The following is a 16,888-nucleotide window of genomic DNA, read 5'->3' on the forward strand; positions in this document are numbered from 1 at the left end:
ACCTCGCCGCGGCCTGGGGCGTCGAGCACCTGCCGTCRCAGGCCGGCCGCTCGACCGCCGAGATCCTCGCCGCCGCGCGTGCGGGCCGCCTCGGCGGCCTCGTCGTCGGCGGTCTGGAGCCGGCCGACCTGCCCGATCCCGCGATCGCCCGCGAGGCCCTGGACCGCGTGACGTTCCTCGTCTCGCTCGAGGTCCGGCACTCCGAGGTGACCGAGCGCGCCGACGTGGTGCTCCCGGTGGCGCCGCCGACCGAGAAGTCCGGCACCTTCGTCACGTGGGAGGGGCGTCCGCGCCCGTTCCCGCAGGCGCTGGCCTCGCACTCGATGGCGGACCACCGGGTCCTCGACCGGCTCGCCGACGCCCTGGGCGTCGAGCTCGGGCTGCAGTCGCTCGCCGCGGTGYACGCCGAGCTGGACCAGCTGGGCGGCTGGGACGGCGCCCGGGTCGGCGCGCCCGACGTGACCGCGACCGAGCCGCCCGCCGTCGTGCCCGGCACGGCCGTGCTGGCCACCTGGCACCAGCTGCTCGACGGCGGCCGGCTGCAGTCGGGGGAGCCGTTCCTCGCGGGCACCGCGAAGCGTGCGGTCGCCCGCATCTCGGCTGCGACGGCCGACGCGGTCGGCGTGTCGGACGGCGGGAGCCTCGGTGTGTCGACCGACGCGGGCACGATCGTGCTGCCCGCGGTCCTGACCGACATGCCCGACCACGTGGTCTGGGTGCCGACGAACGCCGCGGGGCTCGGCATCCGCGACGCCCTGCACGCGGACGCCGGCGACGTCGTCCGGCTGGCACCCGTCGGACGGCACCTGCAGACCGAGGAGGCGCGCGCATGAGGCTCATCACCGATGCCGTCGCCCCGGTCACGGCGGACTTCAGCAACGACACGTGGTGGATCTGGCTGATCAAGGCCGTCGCCATCGTCGTGTTCCTGCTGACCAGCGTGCTCATCGCGATCTGGTTCGAGCGCAAGGTCGTCGCGCGCATGCAGGTGCGGCCGGGCCCGAACGTGCACGGCCCCTTCGGGCTGCTGCAGTCGCTCGCCGACGCCATGAAGCTCCTGGTCAAGGAGGACATGACGGTCAAGGCGGCCGACAAGCTGGTCTACATCGTCGCGCCGATGATCGCGGTGTTCTGCTCGCTGCTCGTGTTCGCCGTCATCCCGTTCGGGCCGTCGGTGGACCTCTTCGGGGTGATCACGCCGCTGCAGCTCACCGACTTCCCGGTGGCCGTGCTCTACATCCTCGCGTGCGCGTCCGTCGGCGTGTACGGCATCGTGCTCGGCGGCTGGTCGTCGGGCTCCACGTACCCGCTGCTCGGCTCCGTCCGCTCGACCGCGCAGGTCATCAGCTACGAGCTCGCGATGGGCCTGTCGCTGGTGAGCGTGTTCATCGTGGCCGGGTCGATGTCGACGTCCCAGATCGTCACGTCGCAGACGGCGATCTGGTGGTTCATCCCGCTGATCCCGGCGTTCCTCATCTACCTGATCTCGATGGTCGGCGAGACCAACCGCCTGCCGTTCGACCTCCCGGAGGCCGAGGGCGAGCTGGTGTCCGGGTACATGACCGAATACTCGTCGATGAAGTTCGCCTGGTTCTTCCTCGCCGAGTACATCAACATGCTCAACGTCTCGGCCGTCGCCACCACGCTGTTCCTCGGCGGCTGGCGCGCCCCGTGGCCCATCTCGGCCATCAACGACGGCATGTTCAACACGGGCTGGTGGCCCGTGCTCTGGTTCCTGGCCAAGCTCTGGTTCTTCATGTTCGTGTTCGTCTGGATCCGCGGGTCGGTCCTGCGCTTCCGGTACGACCAGTTCATGAAGATCGGCTGGAAGGTGCTCATCCCGTTCGCGCTCGCGTGGGTGGTCGCGGTCGGCGTGGTGCAGGGCGTCCGGCAGTTCTCCGGCCTCGAGCTGCGGCCGCTGCTGTTCGGGATCGCGGGCGTCGTGGTGCTGGGCCTGATCATCACCTTCCTCATCCCGGAGAAGAAGGAGCCCCCCGCACCGAGGCGACCGCCCGGTCCGCAGGTGTACGACCCCTACGCCGGTGGCTACCCCGTGCCGCCGCTGCCCGGCCAGGTGCTGCCACCGTCGCCGCGCAAGCAGCGAGCGGCGGCCGCCGCCGCCGAGGCCGAGAAGACGACGACCCCCCAGGTCACCCAGGAGGTGCACGGTGGCTGACCCGCGCAAGCCCGACCCGTCGGGCAAGGGCGTCCCCGCCCGCAAGCCCGCCACGGGCAAGCCCGCTGCCGGTCGTCGGGCCGCCCCGCCCGCGAAGGGCAAGGCCGTCGCCCCGCGCAAGCCTGCGGGGGAGGTGGCCGCGGTCGAGCCCGAGGGCTACCAGTCCCTCATCGAGCCGCGCGGTGCCCTCTCGGAGATGTTCGCGCCGGTGGGCGGGTTCGGCGTCACGCTCTCGAACATGTTCCGGCCGACCGTGACGGAGCAGTACCCGTCGGAGAAGGTGCCGGCCAAGCCCCGCTACCACGGCCGCCACCAGCTCAACCGGTACGCCGACGGCCTCGAGAAGTGCATCGGCTGCGAGCTGTGCGCCTGGGCGTGCCCCGCGGACGCGATCTACGTCGAGGGTGCGGACAACACCCCCGACAACCAGCGCTCGCCCGGCGAGCGGTACGGCAGCGTCTACCAGATCAACTACCTGCGCTGCATCTTCTGCGGGCTGTGCATCGAGGCGTGCCCGACCCGTGCGCTGACCATGACCAACGAGTACGAGCTGGCCGGTCCCACGCGCGCCGGGATGATCTGGGAGAAGCAGGACCTCCTGGCTCCGCTGCGCAGCGGGATGCTGCAGGCGCCGCACCCGATGGTCGAGGGCACCACGGACACCGACTACTACCGCGGCGAGATCACCGGCTCCACGTCGGCGCAGGCCGCATGGGTCAAGGGGCACCGTCCCGACGACCCGACGCTGCCCGGCGGCGCGGGCGTGGACGCGGCCAACGTGCCCGGTCCCACGGCCGCGGTCATGGCCGCGACGGTGGCCGGCGCGACGAAGCAGGGCACCCGATGAGCCCGATGAGCACAGCGCTCGCGTCGACTCTCCTCGAGTCGGGGGAGACGACGACCGCCGAGGCGGTGCTGTTCTGGACCCTCGGTCCGATCATGGTGCTGGCCGCGCTCAGCCTGCTGTTCGCCAAGAAGGCTGTGCACGCCGCGCTCGCCGTGATCGTCGTGATGATCTCGCTGGCGTTCCTCTACGTCGCGCAGGACGCGGTGTTCCTCGGGGTCGTCCAGGTGGTCGTCTACACCGGCGCCGTGATGATGCTCTTCCTGTTCGTGCTCATGCTCGTGGGCGTCGACTCGTCCGACTCCCTGGTGGAGACCATCCGCGGGCAGCGCTGGATCGGCCTGCTGGCGGGCGTCGGCCTCGCCGTGGTCCTCGTCGGCGTCGTCGGCCGCGCGACCTACGGCAAGGTGTTCGGGCTGGCGGGCGAGGCGTCGTCGAACAACCCGACCGGCGTCGCGCACATCATCTTCGGCCAGTACGTGTTCGCGTTCGAGGTGGTCGGCGCCCTGCTGGTCACCGCCGCGCTGGGCGCGCTGGTCCTCACGCACCGCCAGCGCCTCACCCCGCGCGTCGGCCAGAAGGAGCGTGCCGACGCCCGCGTCGCGGCGGGTGCGATCCTCACGCCGCTGCCCGCGCCGGGTGTGTACGCCCGGCACAACGCGATGGACGTCCCGGCCCTGGGCCCCGACGGTCGGCCGCTCGAGATCTCCGTGCCGCGCGTGCTGCGCATCCGCGGGCAGGAGGCCGACGCCGAGGAGTTCGCGGCCCGCACCGAGCGCGTGCTCGCCGGCGCCTCGGTCGTCCGCGGCGGGGGGACGCCGCCTCCTGAGGCGGACATCGGCGGCCACGCCGTGAACGCCCCCGAGCTGGGTGCGGCGGTCAGCGACACCGGTCAGGACGGACCGTCCACCGGCCCCGCGGGCGCCATCGGACAGGAGGACGGCAAGTGAGCCTCACCCACTACCTGGTCCTCTCGGCGCTGCTCTTCTCCATCGGCGCCACCACGGTCCTGCTGCGGCGCAACGCGATCATCGTGTTCATGGGCGTCGAGCTCATGCTCAACGCGTCGAACCTCATGCTCGTCACGTTCGCCCGCATCCACGGCGACCTCACGGGGCAGGTCATGGCGTTCTTCGTCATGGTCGTCGCGGCCGCGGAGGTGGTCGTCGGGCTGGCGATCATCGTGGCGATCTTCCGCACCCGACGCTCGGCCTCGGTCGACGACATCAACCTGTTGAAGAGCTGAGGGGCGGGACGTGCACACCCTGACCACGTTGGTGGCGAGCCTGCCCGCAGACACGATCGCGCCCTCGAGCGAGACCGTGCGCGCCGGCGTCCTGCTCGTCGCCCCGCTGCTCGTCGGCCTGCCGCTGCTCAGCGCCGCGGTGCTGCTCCTGTCCGGTCGCCGGTCCGACCGCTGGGGCCACTGGCTCGGCGTGCTCGCCTCGACCGCCGCGTTCGTCGTCGCCGCGATCGTGTTCGTCACGATGCTCCAGCGCCCGGAGGACTCGCGCGTCATCGACGTCCACCTGGGCACGTGGATCGACGCCGGAGCGTTCCACCTGGACGCCGGCATGCGGCTCGACCCGCTCTCGATGACGTTCGTGCTGCTCGTGACGTTCGTCGGCACGCTCATCCACATCTATGCCGTCGCGTACATGGACCACGACGTCGACCGGCGGCGGTTCTTCGCGTACCTGAACCTGTTCGTCGCGGCCATGCTCATCCTCGTGCTGGCCGACAGCTACCTGCTGCTGTTCGTCGGCTGGGAGGGCGTCGGCCTGGCGTCGTACCTGCTCATCGGGTTCTGGAACTACAACACCGAGTACGCGGTCGCCGCCAAGAAGGCCTTCGTGGCCAACCGCATCGGCGACCTCGGCCTGATCATCGCGCTCGGGATCATGTTCTCGACGTTCGGCGCGGTCGACTTCGGCACCGTGCTCAGCGGCGTCGACGGCGACGTGAGCCAGGGGGCGCTCACCGCGATCGGGCTCATGCTGCTGCTGGCCGCGTGCGGCAAGTCGGCGCAGTTCCCGCTGCAGTCCTGGCTCGGCGACGCCATGGCGGGCCCGACGCCGGTCTCCGCGCTGATCCACGCCGCGACCATGGTCACCGCCGGCGTCTACCTCATCGTGCGCTCGGCGCCGCTGTTCGACGCGGCACCCACGGCCCAGCTGGTCGTGGTCATCGTCGGCGCGATCACGCTGCTGTTCGGGGCGATCGTCGGCTGCGCCAAGGACGACATCAAGAAGGCCCTCGCGGCCTCGACCATGTCCCAGATCGGCTACATGATCCTGGCCGCCGGGCTCGGTCCGGTCGGGTACGCGTTCGCGATCTTCCACCTGCTCACGCACGGCTTCTTCAAGGCCGGCATGTTCCTCGGCGCCGGGTCGGTCATGCACGGCATGGACGACCAGGTGAACATGCGCCGGTTCGGTGGCCTGGCCCGGTACATGACGATCACGTGGCTGACCTTCATGGCCGGCTGGCTGGCCATCATCGGCATCCCGCCGTTCTCCGGGTTCTTCTCCAAGGACAAGATCATCGAGGCGGCGTTCGTGCCGGTCGACGGGTCGCCGTGGCGGGCCTGGGTGTTCGGCGGCATCACCATGCTGGCGGCCGGGATCACCGCGTTCTACATGTCGCGCCTGTTCTTCATGACGTTCGAGGGCGAGCGCCGCTGGTCCACCAAGCGCGACGGCAGCGCGCAGCACCCGCACGAGTCCCCGAAGCTCATGACCGGCCCGATGATCGTGCTCGCCGTCGGCTCGATCGGCCTCGGCTTCTTCCTCAACGCGGGCGACCGGTTCGTCGACTGGCTCGCGCCCGTGCTGGGGGAGCCCGAGCACCACGAACCGGTGCTGCCGGTCTGGGTGCTGACCGTCCTCACGCTCGGCCTCGTCATCGTCGGCGTGGTCCTCGCGTGGCGCCGGTACGCGATCTCGCAGGTCCCCGTCATCCCGCCGGTGGGCACGTCGCTCACCCGGGCCGCCCGCGTCGACCTCTACCAGGACTCGGTCAACGACGTCCTCCTGGTGGAGCCGGGGCAGGCTCTCACCCGTTCGTTGGTCTACGCCGACCGGACCGTCATCGACGGCACGGTCACCGGCGTGGGCCTGGCCACGGTCGCGGCGGGCTCGTTCGCGCGGCGCCTGCAGACCGGCTACGTCCGGTCGTACGCAGCGTCGATGCTCATCGGGCTCGTCGTTCTCGTCGTCGTCGTCCTGGTCATCCAGAACTGAGGAGTGCACCCACCGATGTCGTCCTCCTTCCCCTGGCTGACCGCCCTCATCGTCGTGCCCCTCCTGGGCGCGGTCGCGCTGTGGGTGCTCCCCGCCAGCCGCACCCGGGCCGTCGCGCTCGGCGTCGCGCTCCTCGAGCTCGTGCTCGGCGTCGCGGCGCTCACCGCGTTCGACGTGGCCGACGCCGGCACCGTCCAGCTCACCGAGGTGCACGGCTGGATCCCCGCGTTCGGGGTGTCCTACGCGGTCGGCGTCGACGGCGTGGGCCTCTCGCTCGTGCTCATGTCGGTGCTGATCGTGCCGCTCGTCGTGCTCGCCGCCTGGCGCGAGCAGGGCAGCCTCACCGTCGCCACCGAGAACCTGCGCCGGTACCTCGCCCTCGTGCTCCTGCTCGAGGCGTTCATCGTCGCCGTGTTCTCCGCGCGCGACGTGTTCTTCTTCTACGTCCTGTTCGAGGCCATGCTCATCCCGGTCTACTTCATGATCGGCATGTTCGGCGGGGCCCAGCGCCGGTACGCGGCCGTGAAGTTCCTGCTCTACTCGCTGACCGGCGGGCTCATCATGCTGGTCGCGGTCATCGCGCTGTACCTGCAGGGGCCGGGCGGGCCGCAGGGCTTCCTCACGGACAACCTGACCGGCCTGACGCTCTCCTCGACCACCGAGAAGCTCATGTTCTGCGCGTTCTTCCTGGCGTTCGCCATCAAGGCGCCCATGTTCCCGGTCCACACCTGGCTGCCCGACGCCGCGCAGCAGGCCCCCGCCGGGACCTCGACGCTCCTGGTCGGCGTGCTGGACAAGGTCGGCACGTTCGGCATGCTCACCCTCTGCCTGCCCCTGTTCCCCGCCGCGTCCCGGTGGGCCGCGCCGGTGATCATCGTGCTGGCCGTGGTCTCGATCCTCTACGGGGCGCTGCTCGCCATCGGGCAGAAGGACCTCATGCGGCTCATCGCGTACACGTCGGTGTCGCACTTCGGGTTCATCGTGCTCGGCATCTTCGCGTTCACCAGCACGTCGATCGCCGGCTCGTCGTTCTACATGGTCAACCACGGGCTCTCGACCGCCGCGCTGTTCCTCATCGCCGGGTTCCTCGTGGCCCGGCGCGGGTCGCAGCAGATCGCCGACTTCGGCGGGCTGCAGAAGGTCGTGCCCGTCATCGCCGGGACGTTCCTGGTCGCGGGCCTGTCGGCCCTGGCGCTGCCCGGCCTGTCGACGTTCGTCAGCGAGTTCCTCGTCATCGTCGGCACCTTCGCGCGGCACCCCGCCGCCGCGATCGTCGCCAGCCTGGGCGTGGTTCTCGCCGCGATCTACGTGCTCTGGACCTACCAGCGGATGTTCACCGGCCCGGTCCGCCCCGAGCTGGCGGGCATGCCCGACGCGGTGGCCCGCGAGAAGTGGGTCGTCGCGCCGCTGCTCGGCCTGATGGTGGTGTTCGGCTTCGTGCCCGGCCCGGCCCTGGACCTGGTCCGACCGCCGGCCGCCGTGACGCTCGACCAGGTCGGGGTGCAGGACGTGCCGACCGCTGCCACTGCAAGTGAGGGGAGCAACCCGTGACCGAGTTCACCGCACCCACGGTCGACTGGGCGGCACTGAGCCCGGTCCTCATCGTGCTCCTCGCCGCGGTGGTCGGCGTGCTCGTCGAGGCCTTCGTGCCGGCCCGCGTGCGCCGCACCGTGCAGCTGGCCCTCGCGCTCGTGGCGCTGTTCGGGGCGATCATCGCGGTCGCCGCGCTGTGGAGCGGCGTCGAGGAGACCGGCGGGACCGTCGTGCTCGGCGGCTCGCTGCTGGTCGACGGCCCGACGCTCGTCCTGCAGGCCACCATCGCGCTGCTCGCGCTGATCGCGCTGCTGATCATCGCCGACCGCACCGAGACGGGGGAGGACGCCTTCGCGCCCAACGCCGCCGCGGTCCCGGGGTCGGACTACGAGGAGCTCGCGCGCCGCAAGGGCGTGCAGCAGACGGAGATCTACCCGCTGGTGCTCTTCGCCACCGGCGGCATGCTGATCTTCCCCGCGGCCGGCGACCTGCTCACGCTGTTCGTCGCGCTCGAGGTCCTGTCGCTGCCGCTCTACCTGCTCACCGGCATGGCCCGCCGCCGGCGCCTGCTCTCGCAGGAGGCGTCGATGAAGTACTTCCTGCTCGGCGCGTTCTCCTCCGCGCTGCTCCTGTTCGGCATCGCGCTGGTCTACGGCTACTCCGGCTCGCTGCGGTACTCCGAGATCGCGACGGCGACCCAGACCCCGAGCGGCCTCGACAGCCTGCTCCTGGTCGGCTCGGTCCTCATCCTGTCCGGCCTGCTGTTCAAGGTCGGCGCCGTGCCGTTCCACACGTGGACGCCGGACGTCTACCAGGGCGCCCCGACGCCCATCACGGGGTTCATGGCCGCGTGCACCAAGGTCGCCGCGTTCGGCGCGCTGCTGCGGATCGTCTACACCGTGCTGCCGGGCCTGCAGTGGGACCTCGGCGTGGTGCTCTGGACGGTCGCCATCCTCACGATGGTCGTCGGCACCGTCGCCGCCCTCGTGCAGACCGACATGAAGCGCGTCCTCGGGTACTCCTCGATCGCGCACGCCGGGTTCATCCTCACCGGCATCATCGCGCTCAACCAGGCCGGGATCGTGGCGGTGCTCTTCTACCTCCTTGTCTACGGGGCGGCGACCGTCGGCGCGTTCGGCGTCGTCTGGCTGGTGCGCGAGCGCAGCGGCGAGGACGGCCCGATCCTCGGCGAGGCCACGCACCTCTCGCAGTGGGCCGGCCTTGGTCGCACCCACCCGGTCCTCGCGCTCACGTTCGCGCTCTTCCTGCTCTCGTTCGCCGGGATCCCGCTGACGGCCGGCTTCGCCGGGAAGTTCTCCGTGTTCTCGGCGGCCGTCGAGGGCGGGGCCTGGCCGCTCGCCCTGATCGGCGTGCTGGCGTCCTCCGTCGCGGTGTTCTTCTACGTGCGGATCATCGTCCTGATGTTCTTCACGCAGCCCGCGGGCGCCGACGACGAGTCGACGGACGTGGCCGCGCTCGCACCGACCGCCGAGGGCTTCGCGCTGGTCGGCGACGCCGCCGTCGTGGTCGAGGCGGCGCCGGTCGTGGACACCCGCTCGACGGTCGCGACCACCGTCGTCGGCACCGAGGGCTTCGCGGTCGTCGCCATCGCGGTCTGCGCCCTGGTCACGATCGGCCTCGGCGTCGCCCCGTCCGGGGTGCTCGACCTCATCTCGAACGTCGCGACGTTCCTGCCGTGACGCCCGCCTGTCCGGCGGGGTCGTCGCGCCGGGATAGGTTCATGCCGTGACTTCGATGACGGCCTTCCCGCTGGCCGATGCAGCTCTGGCCGACCGGTTGGCCGTGCGCCTGGCGCTGGTCGAGGAACGACTGCGGGACGCCGTGACCAACGTGGACCCGCTGGCCGACGACGCGTCGCGCCACCTGGTCAACGCCGGCGGCAAGCGCCTGCGGCCGCTGCTCACCCTGCTGGCGGCCGAGCTGGGCGACGGGTCCCGGCGCGAGGTGGTCGACGCCGCCGTCGTCGTCGAGCTGACGCACCTGGCGACGCTGTACCACGACGACGTCATGGACTCGGCGCCGCTGCGCCGGGGTGCACCCGCCGCGCACGAGGTCTGGGGCAACTCGGTCGCCATCCTCACGGGAGACCTCCTCTTCGCCCGCGCGTCCGCCACGGTGGCGGGCCTGGGTCCCGACGCCGTCCGCATCCAGGCGGCCACGTTCGAGCGGCTCTGCCTGGGGCAGCTGCACGAGACGGTCGGCCCGCGGCCCGAGGACGACCGCGTCGCCCACTACCTGCAGGTGCTCGCCGACAAGACCGCGTCGCTCATCGCGACCTCCGCCCGGTTCGGGGCGATGTTCGCGGGGTGCGCCCCGGGCGTCGTCGCGACCGTCACGGCCTTCGGGGAGAAGATCGGCGTGGCGTTCCAGCTGGCCGACGACGTCATCGACCTCACGTCGGACGGCGACGTGACCGGCAAGACGCCCGGCACCGACCTGCGCGAGCGCGTCCCGACAATGCCCGCCCTGCTGCTCCGCGCCCGCGCGGCCGGCCCCGACGCCACCGACGAGGACGGCCGCATCGTGGCCCTGCTCGACGGCGACCTCTCCGGCGACGCGGACCTGGCGACCGCGGTCGCCGCCCTGCGCGGGCACCCCGTGGTCGACGAGACCCGTCGGCTCGCGATCGAGCTGGCCCAGGCGGCGGTGCGCGAGCTCGACCCGCTGCCCGCCGGGCCGGTCAAGGACGCGCTCGTGTCGTTCGCGGACGCCCTGGTGGACCGCGCCGCCTGACGATCGGGTGAACGCCCCTCCGCGGCGTGATCCGGGCGTGGCACCATGTCGGGGTCGTGGGGGGCCCGCACGAGGACCGCGTCCGGGAGGTGAGCAGTGAGCGCAGCACCGCACGGGTCGACCTGCCGCACCTGCGGCGCGCCGCTCGAGCCGGGCGCGGTGTTCTGCGCCGACTGCGGCGCCCGCGTCGTCGCCGGCTCCCCGGAGCCGTTCGTGCCCTCGCCGTACAGCGTCCCGATGTCGTCCACCGCGCCCGCGCCGGTCGTCCCGCCCGTGTCCGCGGGCCCCTCGGCGTCGCCGTCGCCGGCCGCCGCGACGCTCCCCGCTCTTCCGCCGGTGCCTGCTGCGCCGGCCGCCGCCGACCCGGCTCGGTCGTCACGGCGTGCCGCTCCGCCGACCGGCCTCGCACCGCCGCCGCCGCCCGGTCCGACGCCGAGCACGCCTCCGCCGCCGTCGCGCCGCACGGCGGCTCCGCCGACCGGCGCCTACCCGGTCGCCCCGGGGGCCGTGGCGCCCATCGGCAGCCGAGCGCTGGCCTACGCGATCGACGGGCTCGTCCTGCTGGTCGCCGTCGGCATCGGCTACGTCGTCGTCGCCGCGACGGGGAACCTCCCGGCGCAGGTGTCGGACCCGGGGGCGACGCGAATCGCCCTGCTCCTGCCGGCGCTGCTCGGCCTGCTGGTCGCGATCGGGCAGTGGGTCGCCGAGGCCCGGACCGGGGCGACCGTCGGCAACGCGACCACCGGCATCCGGACCGTCTCGTACCGCACCGGCCGTCCCGCCGGGCTGCTCGCGATCCTCGTGCGTCAGCTGGTGGTCGCCGCCGGCTTCCTCGTGCTCCTGGTCGGCGAGTGGGTCGTCGTGGTGTCCGGGACCTGGGACTCGTCGCCGGCGCAGCGCGGCTGGCACGACAAGGCTGCCGGCACGCTGGTGCTCCGCGCCCGGAGCGTCGAGCGGGCGTCCGGGGTCGCTGCGAGCACCGCGTGGAACACGGCCGTGGCCCGCACCATGGGGGACGCGCCGCTCGAGGCTCCGGGCTTCGTCCCCGCGGCTCCGGGCGCGGGCGCCGCGAGCGATGTCGCACCTGAGCCACCCAGCGGTCCGACCGCCGCGGCCGTGGAGCCGCCGCCCGGCCCGTCGCTCGTGACGGGCGCGCCGGGCGTTCCCTCCCGCCCGGCCCCACCGGCGGCCTCCGACCTGCCGGGCGCGCCCGCGACCCCCGAGGCTGCCGGCGACGAGTTCCTCGTCCCGCTCGTGCCCGTCCGCCGCGTTCCCGACCCGCCCGCGACGACCCGCCGCGCCGCCCGCCTCGCCGAGACGGCGGCCGCGGGCGAGGTCATCACCGGCATGCCCGGGACGTCGCCGAGCACACCGCCGCCGCCCGCCCGCGCGCAGCCCGTCATCGACGTCCCGCACACCCGTCCGGACTCGTCGCCGACCCCGCGGATCACCCAGGCCACGTCGGACCTGGGCGAGCTCGAGCACACGCGCCTGCGGCCGAGCGCGGCGGAGCCGCGGGTGGTCGCCCCGGTGGCCCTGCGGCTCTCGTTCGACACCGGCGAGCGCGTCGATGTCACCGGCGACGGGCTGGTCGGCCGGAGCCCCGCCGCGGAGGAGGGCGTCGGGCACCTCGTGCCCGTCGACGACCCCGCGCGCTCGATCTCCAAGACGCACCTGGCCTTCGGGCTCGACGGCGCCGGCGACCGCCTGTGGGTCGTCGACCGCGGGTCGACCAACGGCACGGTGCTCGTCGCCCCCGACGGCCGGAGCACCGCGCTCCCGGCGGGGACGCGGGCGACCGTCGCGGCCGGCTGGACCATTCGCTTCGGCCAGCGCAGCGCGCTCGTCGAACGGCGCTGACGCCCGCTAGACCGTCGCCGGGCTCCAGGCCAGCTGCACGACCCGCCGGCCCTCGTCGCGCGTGACCAGCTGACCGCGGCCCGGGACCGACGGCACGGGCTTGGCGCCACCGATGAGGGCGCCCTCGTCGGGACTCCCGGACAGGACCAGGCCGGGCACGGCGAGGTCGCGCAGGGCCTGCAGGACGGGTTCGTACATCGCGCGCGCGGCGCCACCGGTGCGCCGGGTCAGGATGAGGTGCAGCCCGACGTCGCCGGCCTGGGCGAGCAGCGGCACGAGCGCCGCGACCGGGTTGCCGGTGGTGGTCTGCACGAGGTCGTAGTCGTCGACGAGCACGAACACCTCGGCGCCGGTCCACCAGGACCGTGACCGGAGCTGGTCGGGGGTGACGTCCGGGCCGGGCAGGCGGGTGCGCAGGTAGGCGGCCAGGTCCGAGAGCTCGGTGGTCGCCTGGTCCTGCGTGGTCAGGTAGCCGGCCAGGTACTCGTCCGGGATCTCGCCCAGCAGCGAGCGGCGGAAGTCCACCGCGAAGATCTGGGCCTGCGCCGGCGTGTGGGTGCGCCGGACCTCCGCGGCGATGCTGCGCAGCAGGCCGGACTTGCCCGAGCCGCCGTCGCCGAACGCGTAGAGGTGGTTCTCCTCGCGGATGTCGATGCCGACCGGGGCCAGCGCGGCCTCGTCGACGCCGAGCAGGAGCTCGCGCGTGTCGGCGGGGGACGCCGCGCGCACCTGGTCGAGGGTGACCTGCTCGGGCAGCAGGCGCAGCTTGGGCCCGGGGGCGCCGCGCCAGGACTGCGACACCGTCCGGACGAGGTGCTCGATGCCGGCGCCCAGCGTGGCGGGGGAGTCGTCGCCGTCGATCCGCGGGAGGGCCGTGAGCACGTGGTGCTTCGAGACCACGAGGCCGCGACCCGGCCGGTCCTTGGGCACGTTGACGGCGACCTTGCGGTCGAGCTCGGAGTCGGACGGGTCGCCCAGCCGGAGCTCGATGCGGGTGCCGAACAGGTCCTTGACCTGCGTGCGGAAGTCCATCCAGCGCGCGGCGCTGGCCAGAAGGTGGACGCCGAACGTGAGGCCGCGGCCGGCGAGCGCCTGGAGCCGCGCCTCGAGCTCGTCGAACTCGGCGCGGACCGTGCTCCAGCCGTCCACGACGAGGAAGATGTCGCCGTACCCGTCGTCCGCGCGGCCCTCGAGCCGGCGGACGCGGTAGGTCTCGATGGAGTCGATCTGCTGCGCGCGGAAGTACCGCTCGCGGGCGTCGACGATGCTCTCGACCTCGGCGACGACCCGACGGACCACGTCGGGCTCGCTGCGGGTCGCGACGCCGGCGACGTGGGGCAGCCGGGCGAGCGGGCTGAACGTGCCGCCGCCGAAGTCGAGGACGTAGAACTGCACCTCGAGCGGCGTCTGCGTGAGCGCCAGACCCGTGACCACCGAGCGCAGCACCGTGCTCTTGCCGGAGCGCGGGCCGCCGACGACGGCCAGGTGCCCCGCGGCCCCGGCCAGCGAGATGGTGAGGTTCTCGCGGCGCTGCTCGAGCGGTCGGTCGGTGATCCCGAGCGGGATGGTCAGGCCGCCGGCGGCCCGCCAGCCCGGCGAGACGAGCCCGAGCGCAGGGTCGACGACGAGGTCGGGCATGAGGTGGTCGTAGGTGCTGGGGACCACGAGCGGCGGCAGCCACACCTGGTGGGCGGCCGGGCCGCGGCCCGCCATCAGCGAGACCGCGATGTCGAAGGTCGCGCGCTTCTCGACCTCGTCGGCGACGACCTCCTCGGGCTCCTCCCGGACCGTCCCCAGCACGGGCGCGGCCGTGAACGACTCGAGCCGCGCGCGCCCGGCGACCACGCCGGGACCGGCGGCGGCGCGCCGGCGGCCCTTGGGCGGTCCGGAGACGTACGACGCGCGGAACTGGACCATCGTCGTGGGGTCGGGCTTGAGGTAGCCGACGCCGGGGACGGGCGGCAGCTCGTAGGCATCCGGCACGCCGAGCACCGTCCGCGACTCGGCCGCCGAGAACGTGCGCAGGCCTATCCGGTAGGACAAGTGCGACTCGAGCCCGCGCAGCCGGCCCTCCTCCAGGCGCTGCGAGGAGAGCAGCAGGTGCATCTGCAGCGAGCGACCGAGCCGCCCGATGGCCACGAAGAGGTCGACGAACTCCGGCTTGGCGGCCAGGAGCTCGGAGAACTCGTCGGCGACGATCAGGAGCGCCGGCAGCGGTGCGAGGTCGGGGCGGTCGGACCGCCGGGCCTTCTCGTAGTCGCTGACGTTGGCGAAGTTGCCGGCCGCGCGCAGCAGCTCCTGGCGGCGCACCATCTCGCCCTGCAGGGCGTCCTGCATGCGGTCGACGAGGGTGAGCTCCTCGCCGAGGTTGGTGATGATCGCCGAGACGTGGGGCAGGTCGGCCATGCCCGCGAACGTCGCGCCGCCCTTGAAGTCGACCAGGACGAAGTTGAGGTCCTCGGACGAGTGCGTGAGGGCGAGCGCCAGCACGAGCGTCCGGAGCACCTCCGACTTGCCGGAGCCGGTGGCGCCGATGATGAGCCCGTGCGGGCCCATGCCCTGCTGCGCCGACTCCTTGATGTCCAGCGAGACCGGCTGGCCCTGCGGGGTCAGTCCGATGGGCACCCGGAGCCGGTCGCGCGGCAGGCGCGGCCGCCAGGCCGCCTCGAGGTCGAGGTCGCGGATGTCGCCCAGCCCGAGCAGGTCCACCAGCTCGGATGACGCGGTGGCGTCGTCGCGCGACGGGCCGGCGTCCCGGTGCAGCGGGAGCAGGCGGCGCGCGGTCGCCTCGGCCTCCGCGACCGACAGCTGGTCGCCGGTGAGGTGCGTGGGCTCCAGGCCGAGGCGCAACACGTCGACCGGCGCCGTGCCGTCGGCCTGCGGGTTCCCGACGAGGAACCGCAGCGTCCACGGGTCGTCGAGCTCGTCCCACCGCTCCGGCAGCTCGAGGACCGTGATGCCGAGCACGCCGTCGCTGGTGAGGATCGCGTTGCCGACCGGGACGTGGCCGCCGTCGACGACGACCAGCACGTGCGGCAGCGGCGTCTCGGACGCCGTCGGCCCGAACCGGGGCCGGTCGCGGAGCCCCTCGGGCAGCAGCGACTCGATCTCGGCGAGCGTGGTGCCGATCATCCGGGCGGCGCCGACCGCGTCGCGCTCGCGCGTCGAATGGGCGTGCGGCAGCCACTTGACCCAGTCCCACGCCGGCAGCGCGCGGTCGCCCGCCAGCACGGCGATCTGCAGCTGGTCGGGGGAGTGGAACGTCGCCAGCTGGCAGACGATCGCCCGGGCCAGTCCGCGCGCGCTCTGCTCGGTGCCCGCCACCTGCAGCAGGGGGACGGACCGCACGTCCACCGCCAGCGGGATGCCCTGCTGGACGCGGTGGGTGACCAGGAAGCGATGGGCGGCCGACGCGGCGACGGGATCGAGCTGGGCCAGGGGCGCCGTCTGGGGCGGCTCGAGGTCGAGGCAGAGCGGCTGGCTCCCGACGCCCACGCGCGCGAACAGGTAGTCGTCGTGGTCGGGCGTCCGCTCCCACACGCGCGAGCGCTCCTCGGCCACCGACGCGAGCGCGCGCGGGTCGGGCGCGTTCCACTCGGCGCTGCGGTGCTGGGCACGCGCGGCCTGGCGCACTGTGCGGCGCAGGTCGGCGAGGTAGGCCAGGTACTCGCGGCGGGCGCCGACGACGGCGGCCTGGTGCTGCGACCGCTGCCGCCAGCCGTTGACGCCGACGAACCCGAGGGAGGCGACCAGGAACATGCCGGCGGCGATCATGCCCTTGGGGCCCGGCGACGACACGGCGACGAACACGATCGAGCCGACGCTGCCGAGCATGGGGATCACGTTGGCCAGGACGCCGCTGACGCCGTCGGACGGCTGGATCTCCGGCGGCGGCTGGAGCACGATCTGACCGGTCGGCACGGCGGGCGGACCCTGCTGCGCCACCGCTGGTGCGCTGCTGCCCCGCTGCGCCACGATCGACATCCGCTGCTCGCTCCTCGTCCTCTGCCCCACCTGCGCGCCCGCCCGCGTGGGCGAGCGATGCCGACCGCCACGGTACCCGGAGCAACCGGCATCCCGGTGGTCGTGTCCCCGAACGGCCCATGAACCGGTCATGCCCGCCCGGGCTGCGCCACGTAGCATGTCCGCGGCGCCGTCCGCGCGCCCCGCAGCAGCCCGCGTCGCGCAGGAGGTGGTCGTGACAGCACCGGCCGCCGAGCAGCTGCGCCCGGCGCAGGTCCGGCTCGCGGTGGACCTGGGCGGCGAGCGCCGGGACATAGCCCTGCGGGCAGACGTCGTCGTGCGGGACGCGCTGCAGGCCGCGCTCGTCCCCGTGAACCTCCCCGGCGTCGTCGTGCTCGACTCGACGGGACGCCAGCTCGACCTGTCCGGGCTCGTGGGCGCACAGCTGGCCGACGGCGGCGTGATCCACGTCGTGCGCCCCGCGCCGGCCCCGCGGACGCGCGCGGGTCGCTGGGC

General features: G+C 73.2%; 12 protein-coding genes. 11 read left to right on the forward strand and 1 reads right to left on the reverse strand.

The features are described 5' to 3' along the window. The 10 genes from AC1DT4_RS19180 to AC1DT4_RS19225 all read left to right on the forward strand — a co-directional run. The coding region (locus AC1DT4_RS19180; protein ID WP_477091353.1) for a molybdopterin-dependent oxidoreductase at window positions 1-833 on the forward strand (833 nt) is incomplete at its 5' end. Then, window positions 830-2,176 carry an NADH-quinone oxidoreductase subunit NuoH gene (gene nuoH / locus AC1DT4_RS19185; protein WP_477091354.1) on the forward strand — a complete coding sequence of 449 codons (1,347 nt, stop codon included), beginning with the start codon at window positions 830-832 and terminating at the stop codon, window positions 2,174-2,176. The genes AC1DT4_RS19180 and nuoH, both read left to right, overlap by 4 nt. Window positions 2,177-2,372: 196 nt before the next feature. Then, the gene (gene nuoI / locus AC1DT4_RS19190; RefSeq protein ID WP_477091363.1) at window positions 2,373-3,023 is read left to right on the forward strand and encodes an NADH-quinone oxidoreductase subunit NuoI; all 651 of its coding nucleotides are present in this window, start codon (window positions 2,373-2,375) and stop codon (window positions 3,021-3,023) included. A 5-nt stretch (window positions 3,024-3,028) separates the two neighbouring features. Continuing rightward, window positions 3,029-3,970: an NADH-quinone oxidoreductase subunit J gene (locus AC1DT4_RS19195; protein WP_477091355.1), complete on the forward strand. Its 942-nt coding sequence runs from the start codon at window positions 3,029-3,031 to the stop codon at window positions 3,968-3,970. Continuing rightward, on the forward strand, window positions 3,967-4,266 hold the full coding sequence (nuoK, locus tag AC1DT4_RS19200; RefSeq protein ID WP_477091356.1) for an NADH-quinone oxidoreductase subunit NuoK: 300 nt from the start codon (window positions 3,967-3,969) through the stop codon (window positions 4,264-4,266). Before AC1DT4_RS19195 ends, nuoK begins: the two co-directional genes overlap by 4 nt. Window positions 4,267-4,276: 10 nt before the next feature. Then, entirely contained in the window at window positions 4,277-6,262 is a 1,986-nt protein-coding gene (gene nuoL / locus AC1DT4_RS19205; protein WP_477091357.1) for an NADH-quinone oxidoreductase subunit L, read from the forward strand. A gap of 15 nt (window positions 6,263-6,277) precedes the next feature. Beyond that, on the forward strand, window positions 6,278-7,813 hold the full coding sequence (locus AC1DT4_RS19210; RefSeq protein ID WP_477091358.1) for an NADH-quinone oxidoreductase subunit M: 1,536 nt from the start codon (window positions 6,278-6,280) through the stop codon (window positions 7,811-7,813). Beyond that, on the forward strand, window positions 7,810-9,495 hold the full coding sequence (nuoN, locus tag AC1DT4_RS19215; RefSeq protein WP_477091359.1) for an NADH-quinone oxidoreductase subunit NuoN: 1,686 nt from the start codon (window positions 7,810-7,812) through the stop codon (window positions 9,493-9,495). Before AC1DT4_RS19210 ends, nuoN begins: the two co-directional genes overlap by 4 nt. Before the next feature lie 55 nt (window positions 9,496-9,550). Next, window positions 9,551-10,549 (forward strand): polyprenyl synthetase family protein, encoded by a 999-nt coding sequence (locus tag AC1DT4_RS19220; protein ID WP_477091364.1) that lies wholly within the window; start codon window positions 9,551-9,553, stop codon window positions 10,547-10,549. A gap of 96 nt (window positions 10,550-10,645) precedes the next feature. After that, window positions 10,646-12,409, forward strand: coding sequence for an RDD family protein (locus tag AC1DT4_RS19225; protein ID WP_477091360.1), 1,764 nt, complete (start codon window positions 10,646-10,648; stop codon window positions 12,407-12,409). A 6-nt stretch (window positions 12,410-12,415) separates the two neighbouring features. On the opposite strand, the gene eccCa is transcribed toward AC1DT4_RS19225, so the two are convergent. Continuing rightward, window positions 12,416-16,393, reverse strand: a complete 3,978-nt coding sequence (gene eccCa, locus AC1DT4_RS19230) for a type VII secretion protein EccCa (protein WP_477091361.1) — start codon at window positions 16,391-16,393, stop codon at window positions 12,416-12,418. Between the two features lie 214 nt (window positions 16,394-16,607). Here eccCa and AC1DT4_RS19235 point away from each other — a divergent pair. Beyond that, the coding region (locus AC1DT4_RS19235) for a hypothetical protein (RefSeq protein WP_477091362.1) at window positions 16,608-16,888 on the forward strand (281 nt) is incomplete at its 3' end.

It is taken from the genome of Cellulomonas sp. P4_D11, assembly GCF_056401915.1.

Coding starts and splice junctions, on each gene's coding strand:
- nuoH (WP_477091354.1), top strand. CDS start 830: ATGAGGCTCATCACCGATGCCGTCGCCCCGGTCACGGCGGACTTCAGC.
- nuoI (WP_477091363.1), top strand. CDS start 2,373: ATGTTCGCGCCGGTGGGCGGGTTCGGCGTCACGCTCTCGAACATGTTC.
- AC1DT4_RS19195 (WP_477091355.1), top strand. CDS start 3,029: ATGAGCACAGCGCTCGCGTCGACTCTCCTCGAGTCGGGGGAGACGACG.
- AC1DT4_RS19210 (WP_477091358.1), top strand. CDS start 6,278: ATGTCGTCCTCCTTCCCCTGGCTGACCGCCCTCATCGTCGTGCCCCTC.
- AC1DT4_RS19220 (WP_477091364.1), top strand. CDS start 9,551: ATGACGGCCTTCCCGCTGGCCGATGCAGCTCTGGCCGACCGGTTGGCC.
- eccCa (WP_477091361.1), bottom strand. CDS start 16,393: ATGTCGATCGTGGCGCAGCGGGGCAGCAGCGCACCAGCGGTGGCGCAG.